The organism is Nocardioides kribbensis (assembly GCF_015070375.1).
Classification (GTDB): Bacteria; Actinomycetota; Actinomycetes; order Propionibacteriales; family Nocardioidaceae; genus Nocardioides; species Nocardioides kribbensis.
The window spans coordinates 389931-406399 of record NZ_JADCLL010000002.1 but is presented as its reverse complement, the minus strand read 5'-3'; the positions used below and the strand labels follow the sequence as shown (position 1 = coordinate 406399).

The window sequence follows — 16469 nt, the reverse complement described above, 5'->3', positions numbered from 1 at the left end:
CCGCTGCTAGCTGGTCACACGGGTGCGCTCTCCTGGACCCGAACCACGGGTGCGTAGGTGAGGGCCTCAAGACGCTGCTTGAGGTCGTCGTATTTTTCAACCGGCGTTGCGGGTTCCGAGGTGACCTTGAAGTCGGCGCGGATGGCACGCACGTCGTCTCGAATCTTCTCTGCTTCGGGTCCCTCCTGGAGTTGGGCAATGATGTTCTCCAGCAGTTCTTGAACGTCACGGCGGCGCGCACCGCTGGGATGGTCCTTGAGAAAGTTGCGGCGCAGTCGGTTCATGGTCTTGGTTGTGCGCTCGCGTGTGTTCTTCCGTTCCGCGGAGCGTTTGGCTGTGTTGATGTGCCGGAAGAGGACTTCGAAGTTCTTCAAGGTTCGAGCACGCAGATCGGCGTTGGCCTCGTCATCGAGCACGCGGAGTACGGCACGGGCGAATCCAACCTTGTCGAGCCGAATGGCTGGGCCGTCGAGCGCGGCTCCCGTGTCTGTAGCAGCGACTTGGGCTGTCTTGAAGACCTTGTCTCCTGTCTTCACTTTGATCTCGGTGAGCGTCTCCACGAACTTCTTGGCGTCGGGCTCAGACAGGACATCGGTTGCGAACTGATACAGGGCAAGGAGAGCAACTTCCGCCGGGAGCAGATCTTCCATCTCACGAACGGAGTCGACGTCCACGTCGAGTTCGGTCAGGTCGAGGTCGCTGGTTTGGATGATGAAGTCGTCGTCGATCAGTCGTCGGTCACGGTAGCCGCGCTTGAGTTCTGCGGCGATGCCGTCGGCTTCTTTATCGCCGTCGAGGAGCACGGTGATGGCTGGGGTGTCGACGTCGCGGCCTGTGGCGAGATAGACCATGTATGGGATGTGCTCGGCTCCCCCGGAGGGCACGAGGCTAAGCGTGTTCAGGTCGAGCGTCTCACCGTTGGTGCCGAGTCGTCGCGACATGGAGCTGACCCCGGCGAGGAGCACTTGGTCGGCGGAGCCCTCCAACATCAGGTTGCAATTGCTGATGAAGGTCGTCTCGGCAACGAACGCTCCAAACGCGGATCGGAGCGGCTCGTAGTGATTCCGTGCGGCGTTGCTGACCACGCGGGTTCCTTCTTCGCCGTCGCCTTTCTCCAGCACGCGGATCCGCTCGCCGTGATTCTTGTCGATGAGGAACGGTGAGTGAGTGACGTAGACAACCTGCACCGGGTTGTGCGTCGGGTCTTCTGGTGCTGCGAAGGAGTCGAAAATGCCGAGCAGGTCCTGTTGGCCCATTGTGGACAGGTAGGCATCGGGTTCGTCCATCAGGAGAATTTCTTGCCCGCCGGAGTGGACGTGCGAGAGGTACTGGACGAAGTAGGACAGGAAGTAACTCATGCCGCCGGAGCGCTCCCCGAAGGAGTAGTCGCTCCCGGTTCGGTCGCGGACGGTGAAGACGAGGTCGAAGTCGCGCAGGGTGAGGTAGAGGGAGAACTCGCTGTCCTGCGACCACCACTTGGGGAAGTTGAGGGCTTCTGCGAGCCGGACGTTCATCTTTGAGACGAGACCGTTCGCATAGCCTTCGGAGTTCTTGACGGCCTTCGCGAGTTCTTCGAAGGCGGACCGGTCTATCCCTGCTACGCGGGTTAGGAGGTCTTCAGCGAGCTTCAGTCGCGAGGCCAGTTGGTCATCAGCGTCGTCGCCCGCTCCGGCCGTCAGTCGGGCCGCCAGCGTCGACGCGAACTGCTCTGCAGTGTCTGGCTTCTTGCCAAAGTTGTCCCACACATCGCGGAACTCTTCGACGAGGCGAAGTGCCTGTCTGCGGGGTCGCGCGCTCTTGGCGACTCGCGTATCGGTGAGGTAGTCGATGGGGACGCTGTCTGGAAGCGGGATGTTGGCATCGATCTCGAAGTAGGTGGGCAGTGAAATCTGCTTGGCCTCGGCGACCTTGAGTTCGTGCTCAGCCCAGCCGCCGCCGTGCCGGACGTAGAGGACGTTGCGCTTGTTGAAGCGGAACAGGCAAAACGAGTCGACTGCGCTGTCTTGGTTGAGTCCGGCCAGAGACCGGATGGTCGTGGCCTCCTCGCTTGTCAGGTCACTGAACTCGCCACCGAATTCGGGGACCGCCATGTCCTTACTGACGGAGAAGAATGTGGAGTAGCGGCAGAAGTCTTTGCGCTGGATGCCTTCGCCGGTGAGCAGGCACTTGATGGCAGAGAGGGTCTGGCTTTTGCCGGACTCGTTCGCTCCTACGACGGTGGTGATGCCGCGTTCCATTGGGATGGTGACGAACGGGTAGAACCTGTCGCCGTCGAAGACGTCCCACGGGTGGGGCTTGGCCTGGGGGTGGCTCTTACGTAGATAGTCATAGTTGAACGACTTGTAAAACCTGATGTAGAGCGTCTTGATTCGCACCGGTGTCCCCGTTCGTTTTGCGATCGCGTCACCAGATGGCGGTGAGTCGCACTGTCGAAAGACTAGGCGCCACCGCCGACAGCAAGGTCAATTCACTCGTGAATCCAAAACACGCGTCCACTGAGGCGGGTGAACGCCACGTCCTGCTCGCTCGCGTAGCCGAACGGCGGCGCATCCCGCCCTCGGGTAAGCAGTGCGTCATTCTGGGCGGAATGACCCAGCCATCGCCGGCCTGGAGGGGCGGGGTGATGACGGCGGAGGGCTGACCGCCAGAACCTATGCTGCCAGCGCCTGGTGCTGCTGAGATGCGGCTTTCGGAAACACCGTCAGCTCTGAGCCGAAAACGCGGAGCTTCTCCGCATGCGGGTCCAGGCGACGACTGCAAGCGCGACGAGGACCGGCCACAGCGCCAGACGCTCGAGCAGGCCGGATGTCGTCGCTTCGCCGGACAGGACGAACGTCACCGCGGCGGCGGCCGTCACCGCCCCCGTCGCGAGCAGGCCCCTCCCCAACCGCGGCTCGCGGCGTCGCAGACGCGCACCGAGGATCAGTAGGGAGAGCGGCTGGGCCACGAAGAGCGGTGTCGCGGCCAGGGCGTGCAGGGTGGCGTCGCGGTCGAGTGGCGCGAGACCGGTGGCCACGGAGCTCAGCCCGGAGACCACCAGCAGCGCGGTGACCCACCAGCCGAGCGACCGGGCGAGCAGCAGCGCGCCGATTGCCAGCAGCAGGCCGAAGCCGATGAAGGAGAGGTTCATCAGCTCGTGGCGCGGTGAGCAGTACGCGGCGGTGCAACCGACTTCACCGAGTCGGCTGACCGAGTCGGCGACGAAGCTGTAGCCCCCGGTGGTCGCTGCGGCGACGATGAACTCAGTGGCGATGTAGGCGGGCCGCACCATCAGGGCGACCGCGCCGCAGCGAGCGGCGGCGTGGGCGGCCCGGCCGGGGCGGCGTACGGGTGGGCGGGGCACGCGCTCACGGTAGGCGCGGGGTGGTTCCGGTCGCGGTGCGGACCGGCCGGGGACGGTCAGTCGCGCCAGAAGAGGTGGTGGACCACGCCGCTCGGGCTCGGGACGACGTCGCGGTGGTAGCGGTCGAGGAGGTCATCGGGCGAGGTCCAGAGCCGGGAGCCGCCGCCGATCGCGATCGGGGCGACCGCGACGTGGAGGGTGTCGACCAGGCCGGCGTTGAGGAACTGGCGCACGGTGTCGGCGCCGCCGCCGAGGCGGACGTCCTTGCCGTCGGCGGCCTCGAGGGCCTGGGCCACCACCGACGCGGGTTCACCGGCGACGAAGTGGAACGTCGTGTCGCCCAGGGTGAAGGAGGGGCGCGGGTGGTGGGTCATCACGAAGACCGGGGTGTGGAACGGCGGATCGTCGCCCCACCAGCCCTGCCACTCCTCGTCGGCCCACGGTCCGCGGTGGGGGCTGAACTTGTTGCGCCCCATAATTTCGGCGCCGATGTCGCGGTGGAACTCGCGGACCAAGTGGTCGTCGATGCCGCGGCTGCCGCCGGGCTCGCTGCGCCCGGGCCAGCTCGCCGTGCCCACCGCCCAGCCCATGAGGTCCATCGGGTCGACGCTGCCGAACGGTCGCTCGAGGCGCTGGCCCTCCCCCGCGGCGTAGCCGTCGCTCGACACGGTGACGTTGTGGACCCTGACCAGTTGCGTCACGTGGTGCTCCTCGGTTGTCGTCAGGAGCTTCGACCGGCGGCGGGGTGCGGAGTCATCGGCCCCTGTTCGTCGTCACGCCTGCGCGTCCCACGACGGGAACCGCTGCTTGAGCCGATCGACGGTGTGGAGCCACTTCGGGTCCTGTGGCTGCACGACGATGTTCTGGTTGCCGAACAGTCCGGCCTCGTTGAAGGCGTCGCCCTCCCTCGCGACCCGCTCCACCCATCTGACCGCGACGAAGTGCTCAGTGGCGTCGCCGTGCTCCGGCCCGTACCACTCGTCGAACGACGTCACCTCCGAGTAGCGGCGACGCACGCCGTCGACGACCACCTCGAAGTCGGCGAACGGGACCGGGTGGGCCGCGACCTCGGCGACTCCGAGGTAGCCCTTGCCGGGAGCGTGGACCCAGATGCGGGCGCCCACCGGGAGGCGGAACAGGCCGCGACTGAAGAGGCGACCTGACGGGCTCCGCCCGCCGGCGCTCACGAAGCCGAGGTCGCGGGCCTCGTCCCACGGTCGACCCCCGTAGGCGACGTACCACTCGCCGTTCCAGTCGACCTTGTTGCGGCGGATCTCCTGCTCCGACTGCTCCTTGTTGCGCACCCGGACCTGGTAGTCCTCCGCGCCCTTGAACGGGATGACTTGGAGGAAGTCGAGGAGCACCCGGTCGCCGAGCTTGTGCACGGAGAGCCGGATCGCCGTGATGTCGACGCCCTTCGCGCTCAGCCACATCACCGCCGAGGTGACCTCGAGCGAGAAGTCCTCTGAAACCAGCACGATGCGGACGTCACGGCCGAAGTCCTCCTCGGGCTGGTCGGAGTCGATGTGCCCGATGATCAGATCGCGCGCGGCGTCGGACGTGGTCGCCTCGCCGGTCGTCGACCGGAACTGCGCGAACGCGTGCGCGGCCTGGTCGAGGGTCAGCGTGGAGACCATGGCGGCGTAGCGAACGGCCTGGAGCTCCATGTGCTCGCCGGTGCTGCCGCGCTTGAGCTCGATGACGACGAGGTTCCCGCGCCGGTCCACGGCGAGCAGGTCGATGCGACGCTTGGAGTCGGCCCAGTCGGCGAACTCCTCGGCGATGACCAGGAGGTCGCTCGTGCCCTCGATCTGGTGCAGGTGCATGCGGAGGTAGGCCTGGAGGTCGCGGCGCTCCCAGAGGTGCTCTGCTCCCAGGCTCGACTGGTCGAGCTTGGTCAGCCCGCCGTCCCTGACTTCAAAGATCGGCACGTGGTCCCTGCCTCGGTGTTGGTGACTGCCTGTGCCCAGCATGCCCGTCGTGGGGCGGCGGACCGCGGTGGGTTGACGCTCCGCAGGCTCAGACCTGGGAGTCGTCTCCGTCGGCGCGGTAGTCGGAGCCGTCCGGGTCGAGGCTCTCGACCATGTCCTCGGAGCGGTCGAGCTGGTTCGACGCCTTGAGCCACTTCAGCTGCATGCCGGGCAGGACGTCGTCGTCGACGTCGCAGTACAGCTCGTAGATGCAGTCGTTCCACGTCGACACCGTGCTCACGTACTGGTTGAAGGCTGTCTCCAGTCCGCCGCCCGCGCGCAGGCACCGCCCGGTGCCGAGCTCGTCGATGTCGATGCGGTTGTAGGCGACTGAAGCGCGCCCGACGAGGCTCGACAGATCCGACTGGCTGAGCCCGACGTCGAGCCGTGCGTCCACGGTGGTGAGCGCATTGAGGAAGGGCCCCAGCTGAGAGCGGCAGGATTCGTAGACGTCGCGCGCTTCCTCGAGCTCGGCCGCCGCCTCCTCCGCGGCGACCCGCTCGGCCTCGGCCTCGGCCGCGGCCTGTGCTGCAGCCGCCTTCTGCTCCTGCCGCTCGATGGCCTGCTGGCGCTCAGCCGCTGCCACGTCGGCGCGGTGGTTGAGCACGAGCACGGTGCTGAGGGCGACGGCCAGCAGGATCACCACCACGGCTGTGATCGACACGAACAGCGTCTTGCGAGACCGACGCGACGTGGAGTCAGGGTCGGGGGTCAGCGGGACACCGTGAGGCTCGGTCATGACGTTGTTCTCTCGTTCGATGCGGGTGTGCAGCGCGACGACGCAGGCTCAGGGGCGCATGACGGTCTGGAGCGGCGCCGTCTGAGCAGCGGCTCCGCGAGGCTGGCTCGCGGGGTCGAAGTCGGTGTGCTCCCACTTCCATCGGGTGATGCGAGGGGCGACCCAGAGCAGGTAGATGCCGAGGGTGATCACGATGAGCAGGAGCCACTTGATCCAGTTGCCGAACAAACCCCAGGCGGAGCCGGTGAAGACCAGCCGACGGTCGTCGATGTAGGAGTGCTTGGCCCGCCACCGCTCCTTGAGGACCAAGGCGAACGGGTAGCAGATGCCCAACGTGCAGACGGTGATGAGCACGCCGAGAAGGCCGGTGCCCAGGTAGGTGGCCGCGCCCCCGTCGAAGCGGAAACGCCCAGAGTTGCGTGACATGCGAAAGCCATCCCCTGTGTGAAGTGCCGGCGGCGGGGTGGGATCGCGTCCCACGGGACGACGCCTGCCAGGCACGAACTGTCGCGGCCTCCCGCCGCGAGCGGTGACTTTACTTAGCGCGCGGGGGCCGCGCGGTGGATTCGCAAAACTCTCTGCGACCTCAGCCGGGCGGCGACTATGCGTCGCTCTGCTCGGCCCTCCGACAGCCGCGGAGGTGACCGACCCGGCCTGCGAGGAGGACCAGCCCCAGGTGGCCAGGCCAAGGCCGACGAGCTGCCAGGTGGACAGGTAGGCGCCGTCGGCAGCTTCAGTGTCATTCCAGCCCATGGCCCAGTCGGCCTGGGGGCTGAGCGGGGTGTATGCGAACCAGCCGCAGCCGGGCGGGGCGACCTGGGTCGTCAGGAGAAGGACGACGCCGACGAGCACGAGGGCGGCGGAGACCAGCCACCAGGCGAGGGGCTTCACGGGGGGATCATCGTTGACGGTTGGAGAGGTCCCCTCGGAAGCACCGCATCCGCTCTTGGAGAGTAGGTCGCTTGCTTGCTGGTTCTGCTGTGGCCCTCAATTTCCCGTCCATTCAATGGCCCCGATGCAGGTCCCGTTGCGCTGCTGCCCTCGCAGTCACCCGACGGCCGCTGATGTACCAATGCGTTGCCGGTGACCAGTGATGCGACTTTCGTGGGTCAAACGCGACCGCAGGGCGGTAGCAGACCGATGAGTGCGTTTCGGTTCGGACCATTCGGGGAAGTGGGTGAGAACTATCACTCGAGATTGGGGAACCATGAGAAAACTTCTCCTCGCCATTTGCGTCACCCTTGTCGCAGCGATGTCAATTGCGCCTCCAGCACAGGCGAGAGCGGGCGACGTGCTATTGAGTTGCAACACCTACAACGCGGTGATCAAGCAGAGCGGAGGGAAGATCCGGCTCGATTGGGCCGTGAACTGTAATCGAGTCTTCTACGGGATCTCCGTGTCCGGAGTGGTCGAGATCGACGGCAAAGATTACGTCTTCGAAAAAACGTGCTACGAAGCGCAGCGCTGCGCCATCTCGAAGGCAAGGTTCAATCCCGCTGGGAGTCAGAAGTTCATCTCTGGCTGGGACCCCCAAGGTACGGAGGCCTACTACGGCAAGGCCGTGGAGGGGGCATCCGACCGCTTGAGGTGCAAGAGCGGCATCGACCCCTGCAGCGCTTACGTCAAGACGCTCTGACGAGTCAGCCAGAGTGTGCCGATAGTGCCGTGTCAGCTTCCAGACACGGCACTATCTCGTGAGGCAACCAACGCATTCGAGAAAAGGGTTCTCTCGCTTCCGGCACCCATCGATCGACTGCCTGCAATCTATTGAGGACAGTCAGGGAGCCTGAAGCCGCTCGACCATCGACTGCCGCCCGGAGCGGCGGACGAACTGGCCGCGGGGGGTGCCGACGACGTCGCCGTCCTGGAGCACGGCGGAGCCTCGCAGGTAGGTGTCGGTGACGCGGGCGGTGAGCTCGAAGCCCTCGAAGGGGGTGTACTCCTGGGTGGAGAGGGAGTCGGCGGCGTGCACCTCGTAGGTGACGTCGTCGTCGACGAGGCAGAAGTCGGCGTCCTTGCCGACGGCCAGGTCGCCCTTCTGCTTCAGGCCGAAGCGCTCGGCGGGGTTGCGGGCGGTGAGCTCGGCGACGGCGCCGTAGGACAGGCCCCGGCGGCGGCCCTCGGTGAGCAGGGCGGGCAGGAGGTACTCCGTGCCGCCGAAGCCCGACTTGGCCAGGAACACGTCATCCTTCGGGTCGCCGAACTTCGTCTCCTCCTTGCAGCAGGCGTGGTCGGAGGTGACCCAGGAGAAGTGGCCCGCGAGCAGGTGCTCCCACAGCGAGTCGACGTCCTCGGGCGAGCGCAGCGGCGGGTTGACCTTGCCGCCCAGGTTGGCGGTGTTGAAGTCGGCGACGAGGTGGCCGACGGTGACCTCGCGGCGGAAGTCGATGTGGGGGAAGGTCGACTGCATCATCATCGCCGCCTCGATCGCCTTGCGCGAGGTGAGGTGGAGCAGGTTGATGTTGGGCAGCTCGGTCTCGTGGGCGAGGTAGGAGGCGATGGTGATCGCCAGGCCCTCGGAGTGCGGCGGGCGCGAGGCGCTGTAGGCCTCCAGGCCGGTGAGCGTGCCGTCCTTCTCCACCAGCTTGGTGTAGGCCCGCATGATCTCGGCGGTCTCGCAGTGCAGCGAGAGCGAGATGGCGTCGCGGTCCTGGGCGAAGCGCTCGTCGTTGCGGGCCTGCTGGATGCCGCGCATCACGAACTCGAAGTGGGCCAGGTCGTAGGACTGGTCCTCGGGCAGCATGAGGAACGAGCCCTGGTCGGCCGAGCGGCCGTGCAGGCCGTGGCTGCCGTAGAACATGAAGATCTTGAACGACGGCACCCCGAAGTCCTCGATCATCATCGGGATCTCCTCGATGTGCTCCTCGAGGATCGGCGCCACGTGGAAGGCGTAGTCGACGTAGGCCCGGCCGTCGGTGGCGGCCAGGACATCGGGGAAGACCTCGCGGTAGGGGCCCGAGCGGTTCATGTAGTAAGCGCCCGTGCGGATGTAGGTGATGCCGGAGGTCACGCCGCCCTGCGCGGACGCGCGGCTCTCGCTCTCGGCGTCCTCGCCCAGCTCGTTGTAGATGCCCCAGTGCTGGTGGACGTCGACGACGCCGGGGAAGAGCAGCTTGCCGCCCGCGTCGAGCACCTCGGCGCCGGTCGTGTCGAGGCCGGCCTCGACGGCGGCGAAGACGCCGTCCTTCACCGCGACGTCGAGCCGCTCGGGCTCGGCGTGGCCGGGGCGCACCACGCGCGCGTTCGTGATCACCAGGTCGTAGTCGCTCATGAGGTCACCCTTCACTTCGTGCTGTCGGTCGTGGTCATGGGGTCCACCGAGGTCAGCGGCGCGAGCACCGCGCCGATGTCGGTGCAGGTCTCCAGCGCGGCGCACGCCTCGGCGAGTGCGTCGACCTGGTCGTCGGCCAGCGTGCGGCCGGCGTTGGCGCGGAACTTCGCGGCCAGCTCCTCGAAGGACAGCGGTCGCTGCGGCCCCCCGCGGGTGGTCAGGACCTCCTCCACCAGCTTGCGGCCGTCGACCAGGTGGGCGGTCAGCACGGCGGGGAACTGCGTGGGGAAGATGTCGGTGCAGCGCTGGTCGGGCGCCACGTCGACCTTGGCCATCAGGGCGCGCCGCTGCGGGTCGCGGGCCAGCTCGTCGGTGTAGTCCTCCACGCCGGCGCCGAGCCCGGCGCCGCCGAGCAGGCCGACGGCCACGGCGTACGGTCCGGAGAACTGCGCCATGTAGCCCGTCTCCGGGGTGCGCTTGACCTCGATCGGCTCCCCGATCGTGCGCAGGTTGGGCGCCGGCACCCCGAGCACCAGCCGCTCCACGTCGTCAGGGCGTACGCCGCGGACGCGCAGCCGCCCGGCGGCGTCGACCGCGGCGTGGGTGAAGTGGTTGGCGGGGTAGGGCTTGAAGAAGATGTCGGGCACCGCCCACGTCTCCCCCAGGCCGTCGACGACCGCGGCGGCGTCGAAGCGCCCGTGCAGCCAGGCCTGGTAGAAGCCGAAGCGGCCCTCCAGCACCGTCGGCGGGCCGGTGAGGCCGAAGGAGACCAGCTCGGCGGCCGAGACCGCGGCGTGGGCGGCCCAGCCGCAGTGCAGCCGCTTGACCGTGCCGCCGGTGCGGTTGGCCTCGATGATGCCCGAGGCCATGGAGGCCGCGACCCCGAGGCTGTCGACCACCGCGTCGGCCTTGCCTCCGGCCAGGACGGTCGCGGCGACCGCGCCGCCCATCGCGCCGCAGATGGAGGTGGCGTGCTGGCCGTGCTCGAAGAAGGTCGAGTTCTTCGCCGCCTCGTCGTAGCCGGCCATGCCCAGGCGCACGCAGGTCTCCAGGCCCAGCGCGATCGCGCGCACCAGCTCCTGCCCGCTCGCACCCGCGCGCTCGGCGGCGGCCAGCGCGACCGGCACGACGGTGGCGCTGGGGTGCAGCACCGAGGGCAGGTGGGTGTCGTCGTAGTCGAGGGAGTGGGCGAGCACGCCGTTGACGAACGCCGCCAGCCCGGCCGGCAGCCCCTCGGGCACGCCCACGGCCGAGGCCGCGGCGTGGCCGCCCTGGCTGCGCGCCCAGGCGCGGGCCGCGCGGCTGGTCTCCAGCGGGGCCGCGGCCACCGCGATGCCGACGGTGTCGAGCACGCGCTTGCGCACGCTGTCGACCACGGCCTCGGGCAGGGCGTCGAAGGTCGTGGCCTCGGCGAAGGCGCCGAGCTGCTGGGCCAGGGTCGCGTCGCTCACGAGGCGGCTCCGCTCTGGCTCTGGGGCTGGGTCGAGCGCAGCGCGAGGGGGCGCACCGGGGAGCCGGTGGCGCCGAAGATGTTCATCGGCACGAGGACGAACGTGAACTCCGCCCACCCGGCCGCGGCCAGGGCCTCGAGGTCGAGCGCCTCGACGATGTAGATGCCCGCCTCGACCAGCAGCACCCGGTGGGCCGGCAGCAGCGCGTGGCCGCCGCCCGGCGCGAGCCGCTCGAAGGCGATGGTGTCGGCGCCCGCGGCGTGCACTCCGCGCTCGGCCAGCCACACGGCGCCGGCCTCCCCGACCCCCGGCACGCCCGAGGCGCCCCCGACGTACGCCGCGCCCTCGGCGAAGCGCGCGCCCCAGCCGCTGCGGATCAGCACGACGTCGCCCGCGCCGACGGTGACGCTGGCGCGCTCGGCGGTGGCCTCGAGGTCGGCGACGGTGATCTCGTAGCCGCCCTCGCAGTGGGTGAGGCCGAGGTGGCCCGCGACGTCGAGGAGCACGCCGCGGCGCAGCATCGGCGCGATGGTGTGCACGCCGTGCTCCTCGTACTTGCCGCCGATGCAGGCCGCGGCCGCGTCGGCGCCGCCGTGGAGCTTGCCGTCGAAGGAGACGTGGGCCAGCGCGTCGATGTGGGTGCCGACGTGGGTGCCGGTGGTGATCATGTCGTTGGCGGCGCTGCTGCCGTCGGAGCGCACCATGTCGCCGTGGCGGCGCGGCAGGGTGTGCCAGAACTGCGGGTGGTTGGGCGACTGCGGCATGCCCACGCGCAGCTGGCGGCCCAGGTCGATCGTCTCGACCCCGGCCTGCACGGCGCGGAGCAGGTCGTCGGCGCCGGCGACCGGCGCTGCGACCGGCGTGGCGACCGGCGTGGCCGGGGTGCTGGCAGCGGTGGGGTCGGCGGGGGCGTGCGGGGTGGTCGTCGGGGTGTCGCTCACCGGACGGCCTCCTCTTCCTTGAGTCGGGTGATGGCCTCGGCGTCGTAGCCGAGCTCGCCGAGCACGGCGTCGGTGTCGTGGCCCAGGGCGCGGCCGGTGAAGCGGATGCGCCCGGGGGTGGCGCTCATGCGCCACATGACGTTGTGCTGGAGCAGGGGGCCGAGGTCGGGGTCGTCGACCTCGAGCAGCATCCCGGTCTCGCGCACGTGGGGGTCCTCGGTGAGGTCGCGGGAGTCGTAGACCGGCGCGATCGCGGCGCCGGCCTCGGTGAAGGCGGCCAGCACGGTCTCGCGGTCGCGCGCGGCGATCCAGGAGCCGACGTGCTCGTCGAGCAGGTCGACGTGCTCCGCGCGCCCGCCGCCGGTGGCGAACCACGGCTCGGCGATGACCTCGGGGTGGCCCACCAGCTCCATGACCCGCTCGGCGATGCGCTGGGCGCTGGTGGAGATCGCGACCCAGCGGTCGTCGGAGGTGCGGTAGGTGTTGCGGGGGGCGTTGTTGGTGGAGCGGTTGCCGTGGCGCTGGGCGATCTCGCCGGTCTGCTGGTAGACCGTCGGGCCCGGGCCGACCGCGGCCATGATCGGCTCGAGGATGCTGAGGTCGACGACCTGGCCCTCGCCGGTGCGGTCGCGGTGGCGCAGCGCCATGAGCACCGCCGAGGAGGCGGCGATGCCGCAGATGGAGTCGGCCAGGCCGAAGGCGGGCAGCGTGGGCGGGCCGTCGGCCTCGCCGGTGGCGGCCGCGAAGCCGCTCATCGCCTCGGCCAGGGTGCCGAAGCCGGCGCGGCTGCTGTAGGGCCCGCTCTGCCCGAAGCCGGTGAGCCGCGCGAGGACCAGGCCGGGGTTGTCGGCGTGGAGCACCTCGGGGCCCAGGCCCCAGCGCTCGAGGGTGCCGGGGCGGAAGTTCTCGACCAGCACGTCGGCGCTCGCGGCCAGCCGGCGCAGCACCTCGGCGCCGCCGGGGGCCTTGAGGTCGACCGCGACGGTGCGCTTGTTGCGGCTGATCTCCTTCCACCACAGCGGCACGCCGTCCTTGCTGCGCCCGTGGCCGCGCATGTTGTCGCCGCCGCGGGGGTGCTCGACCTTGATCACCTCGGCGCCGTAGTCGCCGAGGATCTGGCAGCACAGCGGCCCGGCCAGGATCGTCGACACGTCGAGCACGCGCAGGCCGGCGAGCGGTCCGTCGGTGGCGTCGACGGCAGTGTCGACCGCGGTGTCGACGGCGGGTGCGCCGTCGGGGCGGGGGTGGGAGTCAGACACGCAGCATCCGTTTCGCTGGAAGAAACGTTCGGGATCGAGACGTCACTCTAACCGGAACGGTCCGATCCGTGAAGGGGCTGCTTTCTACCGCCCTGCCAGCCGAAGCGCGGGCTACGGTGGGCGCATGATCGATCCGGAGCCGTTCCTACTGGCGGAACGCACCCGCGACGCCATCGCCGATCTCGTCGCCGCGGTCACCGTCGCGTACGACGACCTGCCCGCCCCGGTCGCGGCGCGACTGCCCGTGGTGCTCACCGACCTGGTGGGCGTGGCGGCCGCGGGGCTGCGCACCCCGGAGCTGCGCGCCCTGCTCGCGGCATGGCCGCTGGCGCCGGGCCCGCACCCGCTGCTGGGCAGCGACGCGCGCACCACCCCGGAGACCGCGGCGCTGCTCACCGCGGCCGCCGCCTGCTCCCAGGAGCTCGACGAGGGCAACAAGCACGCCGCCGGCCACCCGGCCGTCCACGTCGTGCCCGCCGCGCTCGCCGCCGCGCAGCAGGCCGGTCGACCCGTGGGCGGGCGCGACTTCCTCGCCGCGGTCGCCGGGGGCTACGAGGTCGCCGCGCGCTTCGGCCACGCCGTGCGCCGTGACCCCGCCTGGCACACCCACGGCCACTGGGGCGCCACCGGCGCGGCCTACGCCGCCGCCCGCATCCTCGGCGCCACGACCGCGCAGGTCGCCGCCGCCGTCGACGCCGCCACCGGGCTGATGGGCGTCGCCCCGTGGTCGGCCGTGCTGGCCGGCGACGTCACCCGCAACCTGTGGGCCGGGCAGGCCGCCCTCGCCGGCCTGTCGGCCGCCCACCTCGCCCGGGCCGGGCTGGTCGCCAACCGCGGCGGCGCCGCGGCCGCCTTCGCCCTGCTCGGCGGACTCGAGCCCGACCTGCTGCTCGACGGGCTCGACCGCGGGGCGGACGGCCGAGCGGACGGTCGGTCAGACGACCGGATGGGCGACGGGTCGGGGGACGGGGCGGCCCCGCGGTGGCTGGCCGCCGAGGGCTACCTCAAGCAGCACGCCGCCTGCTCCTACACCCACGCCGCGATCGACCTCGTGCTCGCGCTGCGTGCCGCCGCGGGCGGGGGCTCGGCGCCGGGGGCCGCCGCCGGCGGGGCTCCACCGGCCGGCTCGGCCGCAGGCGCGGGCCCCGCGGGCGGCGCGGGCGCGCCGCGCGGCTGGGACGCGGACGACGTGCTCGGCGTACGCGTCGTGATCCACTCGCTGGCCGCTCCTCTGCTCCAGCGCCACCCGGCCAACCGGCTGGCCGCGATGTTCTCGCTGCCCTTCGCCGTGGCCACCGCGGCGGTCAGCGGGGCCGTGACGCCCGCGACGATGGAGCCCGGCACCCCCGCCTTCGCCGCGGCCGAGGCCTTCAGCGACCGCGTGCACGTCGAGGTCTCCGCCGACCTCGACCGGTGGCTGCCCGCCCGCCGGGTCTGCGAGGTCGAGGTCGCGCTGCGCGACGGCCGCACCCTCGCCCTGGCCCAGCCCGACCCCATCGGCGACGCCCGCCACTTCCCGCTCGACGACGCTGCCCTGATGGCCAAGCTCGACGGTCTGCTCGGCCCCGGCGTCGGCGCTCCCCTGCGCGCCGCCGTCGACCGGCTCGTCGACGCCGACGACGTCGTCACCGCCTGGGCGGCCCTCCCGCTGGGGTGAGCGCGCCGCAGCGTCCTACTGACCGTTGCGACCTCTGGACGGGCGTCACGACGGTCAGGTAGTGGTCGCAACGATCGGTAAGACGCGGGGCCGCGCGCCTCAGGTGGTCGACGCCGCGGCGTCGATGGCCACGACCTCGGAGAAGTAGCGCCGGTGGACGTGGAGCACCTCACCGATCAGGTCGAGGCGGTGCCACAGCAGCCCGTTCGGGGGCCCGACGGCGGTCTCGCGCGGCAGCTCGGCCATGAGCGTGGTGCACGAGGTCTGCGATAGCGTGCCGGAGTCGAAGATCAGCAACCGTCGGTCGGTCGCCACGATGGTGCGGTAGCGGTCGGCGGCCTCGAGTCGGACCATGGTCTGCCCGGCGAAGGCCCCCTGCACGTGCTCGCCGGGCTCGAGGTGCTCCTGGGCGTTCTCGGTGATCTGGCGGCTCGCGCGTGACATCGGTGGCTCCCTGGGGTCGAAGGAGGCCCCCACCGTGCCCAGGAAAGCTAAAGACCCATCTCACCCGACGGGGTGAGATGGGTCCTCGGCTGGTGCGGTGGTGTCGGGACGCTCGCCGGCGCTCGCTCCCGACCACCGGGGCGAGCGTCGCTCAGGCGGCCTGCGTCATCTGCTTGCGGCGGGCCTGCTGGGTGAGGCGGGCCTGGGCGGCGCGGCGGACCTTGGGGCCCTTGGTGGTCATGGCCCACAGGGTCTTGAGCTGCTCGGGGGCGTTCTTGACCGTGGTGGTCTCGAGGAAGCCGTTGGGCAGCGAGAGACGCACGACCTTGTGCCAGGCCGAGTAGACCTGGGCCGGCAGCGAGGCCTCGTGGTAGTTCAGCTCGTACTTGTCGAAGAGCGCCTTCACCTTCGGCGCGACCTCGGCGTAGCGGTTCGAGGGGAGGTCGGGGAAGAGGTGGTGCTCGATCTGGTGCGACAGGTTGCCGGTCATCAGGTGCATCGCCTTGGAGCCGGAGATGTTGGCCGAGCCGAGCATCTGGCGCAGGTACCACTCGCCGCGGGTCTCGTTCTCGGGGATCGACTTCTTCTCGAAGGTCTCGACACCCTCGGGGAAGTGGCCGCACATGATCACCGAGTGCGACCAGACGTTGCGCACGAGGTTGGCGGTGAAGTTGGCGGCCAGGGTCGGCAGGAAGGAGCCGGTCGGCAGGGCCAGGGCCGGGTTGACCACGTAGTCCTTGGTGGCCTGCTTGCGGATCTTGCGCAGGGTGTTGGCGGCGTTCTTCTTGAAGGTCTCGCTGCGCTTGTCCTTCGGGATCGACAGGTTCTTGCCGAGCTCGAGGTCGTAGGCGGCGATGCCGTACTCGAAGAAGCAGGCGTTGATGAAGTTCCACAGCGGCTGCGCGAGGTACATCGGGATCCAGCGCTGGTCCTCGTCGACGCGCATGATGCCGTAGCCGAGGTCGTTGTCCTTGCCCACGATGTTGGTGTAGGTGTGGTGGATCTCGTTGTGCGAGTGCTTCCAGCCCTCGGCGGTCGAGGCGTTGTCCCACTCCCAGGTGGTGGAGTGGATCTTCGGGTCGCGCATCCAGTCCCACTGGCCGTGCATGACGTTGTGGCCGATCTCCATGTTCTCCAGGATCTTGGCGATCGACAGACCCACGGTGCCGGCGACCCAGGCCGGCGGGAAGACCGAGGCCAGCAGCACCGCGCGCGAGCCCAGCTCGAGCTTGCGCTGCACGTCGACGACCTTGCGGATGTAGGCCGCGTCGCTGGCGCCGCGGTCGTCGAGCACGCTCTGACGGATCGCGTCGAGCTCCACGCCGATGGCCTCGATGTCCTCGGGGGTGAGGTGGGCGGTCGGGTTGACGGGCTGCTTGGTGATGACGGTCATG

General features: G+C 69.8%; 14 protein-coding genes. 2 read left to right on the top strand and 12 right to left on the bottom strand.

Annotated features, from left to right (window positions below; genetic code table 11):
- Positions 1-14 precede the first annotated feature (14 nt).
- The 6 genes from IR170_RS07500 to IR170_RS07475 all read right to left on the bottom strand — a co-directional run bounded on the left by IR170_RS07500 (position 15) and on the right by IR170_RS07475 (position 6478).
- A complete protein-coding gene (locus IR170_RS07500) occupies positions 15-2375 on the bottom strand; it encodes an AAA family ATPase (protein ID WP_193661866.1) in 2361 nt (786 codons plus the stop codon).
- A gap of 326 nt (positions 2376-2701) precedes the next feature.
- Positions 2702-3343 (bottom strand): DUF998 domain-containing protein, encoded by a 642-nt coding sequence (locus tag IR170_RS07495; RefSeq protein WP_193661865.1) that lies wholly within the window; start codon positions 3341-3343, stop codon positions 2702-2704.
- 56 nt (positions 3344-3399) lie between these two features.
- The gene (locus IR170_RS07490; RefSeq protein ID WP_193661864.1) at positions 3400-4044 is read right to left on the bottom strand and encodes a dihydrofolate reductase family protein; all 645 of its coding nucleotides are present in this window, start codon (positions 4042-4044) and stop codon (positions 3400-3402) included.
- A 72-nt stretch (positions 4045-4116) separates the two neighbouring features.
- On the bottom strand, positions 4117-5274 hold the full coding sequence (locus IR170_RS07485; protein WP_193661863.1) for a PDDEXK family nuclease: 1158 nt from the start codon (positions 5272-5274) through the stop codon (positions 4117-4119).
- An 88-nt stretch (positions 5275-5362) separates the two neighbouring features.
- Positions 5363-5977 (bottom strand): hypothetical protein, encoded by a 615-nt coding sequence (locus tag IR170_RS07480; RefSeq protein ID WP_193661862.1) that lies wholly within the window; start codon positions 5975-5977, stop codon positions 5363-5365.
- A gap of 123 nt (positions 5978-6100) precedes the next feature.
- Positions 6101-6478 (bottom strand): DUF898 family protein, encoded by a 378-nt coding sequence (locus tag IR170_RS07475; protein WP_193661861.1) that lies wholly within the window; start codon positions 6476-6478, stop codon positions 6101-6103.
- A gap of 781 nt (positions 6479-7259) precedes the next feature.
- Here IR170_RS07475 and IR170_RS07470 point away from each other — a divergent pair.
- Positions 7260-7688: a hypothetical protein gene (locus IR170_RS07470; RefSeq protein ID WP_193661860.1), complete on the top strand. Its 429-nt coding sequence runs from the start codon at positions 7260-7262 to the stop codon at positions 7686-7688.
- A 141-nt stretch (positions 7689-7829) separates the two neighbouring features.
- Here IR170_RS07470 and IR170_RS07465 read toward each other — a convergent pair whose 3' ends face one another.
- From IR170_RS07465 to IR170_RS07450, 4 genes are read right to left on the bottom strand one after another with little or no spacing between them, the layout of a single operon-like run.
- On the bottom strand, positions 7830-9323 hold the full coding sequence (locus IR170_RS07465; protein ID WP_193661859.1) for a dihydroorotase: 1494 nt from the start codon (positions 9321-9323) through the stop codon (positions 7830-7832).
- Positions 9324-9334: 11 nt separating this feature from the next.
- On the bottom strand, positions 9335-10774 hold the full coding sequence (locus IR170_RS07460) for an MmgE/PrpD family protein (RefSeq protein ID WP_193661858.1): 1440 nt from the start codon (positions 10772-10774) through the stop codon (positions 9335-9337).
- Positions 10771-11715: a cyclase family protein gene (locus tag IR170_RS07455; RefSeq protein ID WP_319804955.1), complete on the bottom strand. Its 945-nt coding sequence runs from the start codon at positions 11713-11715 to the stop codon at positions 10771-10773. Before IR170_RS07455 ends, IR170_RS07460 begins: the two co-directional genes overlap by 4 nt.
- The gene (locus tag IR170_RS07450) at positions 11712-12974 is read right to left on the bottom strand and encodes a CaiB/BaiF CoA transferase family protein (RefSeq protein ID WP_425572635.1); all 1263 of its coding nucleotides are present in this window, start codon (positions 12972-12974) and stop codon (positions 11712-11714) included. Before IR170_RS07450 ends, IR170_RS07455 begins: the two co-directional genes overlap by 4 nt.
- 124 nt (positions 12975-13098) lie before the next feature.
- Here IR170_RS07450 and IR170_RS07445 point away from each other — a divergent pair, with 124 nt between their 5' ends.
- Complete coding sequence (locus tag IR170_RS07445; protein WP_193661857.1) at positions 13099-14631, top strand: MmgE/PrpD family protein; 1533 nt, start codon at positions 13099-13101, stop codon at positions 14629-14631.
- A 99-nt stretch (positions 14632-14730) separates the two neighbouring features.
- On the opposite strand, the gene IR170_RS07440 is transcribed toward IR170_RS07445, so the two are convergent.
- Together IR170_RS07440 and IR170_RS07435 are read right to left on the bottom strand one after the other, a co-directional pair.
- On the bottom strand, positions 14731-15075 hold the full coding sequence (locus IR170_RS07440) for a PH domain-containing protein (protein ID WP_193661856.1): 345 nt from the start codon (positions 15073-15075) through the stop codon (positions 14731-14733).
- A gap of 151 nt (positions 15076-15226) precedes the next feature.
- Complete coding sequence (locus tag IR170_RS07435) at positions 15227-16468, bottom strand: fatty acid desaturase family protein (RefSeq protein ID WP_193661855.1); 1242 nt, start codon at positions 16466-16468, stop codon at positions 15227-15229.
- Position 16469: the final 1 nt, after the last annotated feature.